Source organism: Candidatus Binatia bacterium (assembly GCA_035631035.1).
Taxonomy (GTDB): Bacteria; Eisenbacteria; RBG-16-71-46; order SZUA-252; family SZUA-252; genus DASQJL01.
The window spans coordinates 1-2,687 of record DASQJL010000115.1 but is presented as its reverse complement, the minus strand read 5'-3'; the positions used below and the strand labels follow the sequence as shown (position 1 = coordinate 2,687).

The 2,687-nt window shown below is 69.1% G+C and carries 3 protein-coding genes; all 3 read left to right on the top strand.

Features of this window, described 5'->3' with window-relative positions; genetic code table 11:
• On the top strand, window positions 1-755 hold a 755-nt coding region (locus VE326_13460; GenBank protein ID HYJ34213.1), incomplete at its 5' end, for a M2 family metallopeptidase.
• Between the two features lie 58 nt (window positions 756-813).
• Window positions 814-2,283: a M48 family metalloprotease gene (locus tag VE326_13455; GenBank protein ID HYJ34212.1), complete on the top strand. Its 1,470-nt coding sequence runs from the start codon at window positions 814-816 to the stop codon at window positions 2,281-2,283.
• 64 nt (window positions 2,284-2,347) lie between these two features.
• Window positions 2,348-2,687 (top strand): AI-2E family transporter (locus VE326_13450; GenBank protein HYJ34211.1); only part of this gene is annotated, 340 nt, incomplete at its 3' end.

Genomic DNA, 2,687 nt, shown 5'->3' with positions numbered 1-2,687 from the left:
AGAACGACCTGCGCATCAAGATGTGCATCGAGCCCACGGGTGAAGACTTCGTCACCATCCACCACGAGCTCGGCCACAACTTCTACCAGCGCGCCTACGACCAGCAGCCGTTCCTCTTCCAGGACAGCGCCAACGACGGCTTCCACGAGGCGGTGGGGGATACCATCGCGCTGTCGATCACGCCGGAGTACCTGAAGAAGATCGGCCTGCTGCAGGAGGTGCCGCCGGCGGGCAACGACATCCCGATGCTGCTGCGCATGGCGATGGACAAGATCGCCTTCCTGCCCTTCGGCCTGCTCGTCGACCAGTGGCGCTGGAAGGTCTTCTCCGGCGAGATCACGCCGGCCGACTACAACAAGGCCTGGTGGCAGCTGCGCGAGAAGTACCAGGGCGTGCGGGCGCCGCTGGCGCGCTCGGAGAAGGACTTCGATCCGGGCGCCAAGTACCACGTGCCGGCCAACACGCCCTACGCGCGCTACTTCCTGGCCGACATCCTGCAGTTCCAGCTCCACCGCGGCCTCTGCCAGGCGGCCGGCTTCAAGGGCCCGCTGCACCGCTGCTCGATCTACGGCAACAAGGCGGCGGGAGCGCGCCTGGCGAAGATGTTGGAGATGGGCGCCAGCCACCCCTGGCCCGACGCCCTCGAGGCCGCCACCGGCCAGCGGCAGATGGACGCCACCGCCATCCTCGACTACTTCGCGCCGCTCCAGAAGTGGCTCGATGAGCAGAATAAAGGCAAGCCCGTGGGTTGGTGAGCTGACAGCTTCCTCTCTGGCATCCCCCTTGCGTTGAAGGGCCCTCCGGAGGGCCCCCATGAAGCGCATCCAGAGATCCATCGGTGCGGGCCTCGCGTGGGCGCTGGCGTTCTGTGCGCTCGCGGCGTCGGTGGCTCCGACCGACGTCCATCCCGGCTTCAATCTTTTCACTGCCAAGCAGGACGTCGAGCTCGGCCGCCAGTCGGCGGCGCAGGTCGAGCGGCAGATTCCGCTGCTGCACGATCCGGCCGTCGAAGGCCCCGTCGAGGCGATCGGCCGCCGCCTCGCGGCGGCGGCGCCGGGGACGAAGTTCCCGTATCAGTTCCGCGTCACCAATCTCTCGGACGTCAACGCGTTCGCGCTGCCGGGCGGATTCCTCTACGTCAACCGCGGATTGATCGAGCTCGTCCCCACCGAAGGACAGCTCGCCGGCGTCATGGCGCACGAGATCGCCCACGTCGCGCTGCGGCATCAGACCAACCAGGTCTCGAAGGCCTATCTCGCGCGCGCCGGCGTTGGCCTCCTCGGGGGCGTCCTCGGCGGAGGCAACCGGAGCAGCGGGTCGATCATCCAGGCGATGGGAGGCGTCGGGTTGAACGCCCTTTTCCTGCGGTTCTCGCGCACGGCGGAGAGCCAGGCCGACATCGTCGGCGCGCAGATCATGGCTCGCGCGGGATACGACCCCCGCGAGATGGCGGACATGTTCGAGCTTCTCCGCCGGCAGGCAGGGCGCGATCCGGGCCGGCTCGAGCGATTTCTCTCCGACCATCCCGCGCCGGTGGACCGTGAGGAGCGCGTCCGCCAGGAGGCGGCGCGGCTTCCCCGCGCCAACGGTTCCCGCGCGCAAGGGGCGCTGCCGGCCGTGAAAGCGGCGCTGCGATCCGACCCGCCCGCGGTCTCGATGAAACAGATCGCGAACGCCGCCGCGCCCGCGCCGGCCGCTCCCGCCCCCGGCGCGATCCGCATCGAACCGCCCGCCGCCCGGATGCGCGCGTTCACGCAGAAGAACGGCATGTTCTCGATGGAGTACCCAGAGAACTGGCGTCCCTTCGAGGCGCGGGAGGGGTACGGCGTCACGATCGTCCCGCAGGGCGGGGTCGTCGAGACATCCTCGGGAGAGCCGTCCATCGTCTGCGGGGTCGTGGTCAATCACTACGTTCCCTTCGAAGGGACCGTGAATGACCGCTCCGGGGCGAGCGGGCCGCTCGAGGGCCGCTCGCGCCTCGAGGACGCGACCAACGACCTCGTGCGGCAGACTACGCACGCCAACCCGTACCTCACTCCAGAGCGCGGCTCAGTGCGCCGCGTCACGGCCGGAAACGCCCCCGCGATCTCCCTCGACCTCTCCGGGCGCTCTCCCGTCACCGGCCAGGAGGAGCGAGTCCGGGTTGTCACGCGGGAGCTCTCCGACGGACATGTGCTGTACGCGCTCGCCATCCTGCCGGGCCCGGCGGCAGGCTCCGTCGCCCCGACTCTGGACCGGATGATCGCGAGCCTCCGGGTCGCAACCGGAGGGTCCCATCGCTAGCCGGATCGGCCGCCCGCAGGACTGGGAGGATCGCGACCTCGCGAGCGAGGATCCCGCCCGGTCCGTGGTCGAGCTCCACGTCCCCGTCTCCACCATCGTCAAAGTCCTCGTGACGGCGGTGGTCGTCTGGGCGGTCCTGAAGCTCATCCCGGAGTTCCTGTTCTTCCTCCTCGCGCTGCTGCTCGCCATCTCGATCGCGCCGCTCGTCTCCCGCCTCGAGAGACGCGGAGTGAAGCGTGGCATGGCCGTCGTCATCGTCGCGGTCCTGACGGTCGTTACCGTCGCCGGATTCGTGATTCTGGTCGGACCGCCGCTCGTCGCTCAGCTGGTGACGCTCTCCGAGCACTTCCCCGAATACCACCGGCGAGTTCAGGGGCGCATCGCGCCGGGCCATCCGTTGATCA

Excerpts from the sequence above, each read along its gene's own strand:
- VE326_13455 (HYJ34212.1), top strand. The coding sequence starts at position 814 with ATGAAGCGCATCCAGAGATCCATCGGTGCGGGCCTCGCGTGGGCGCTG.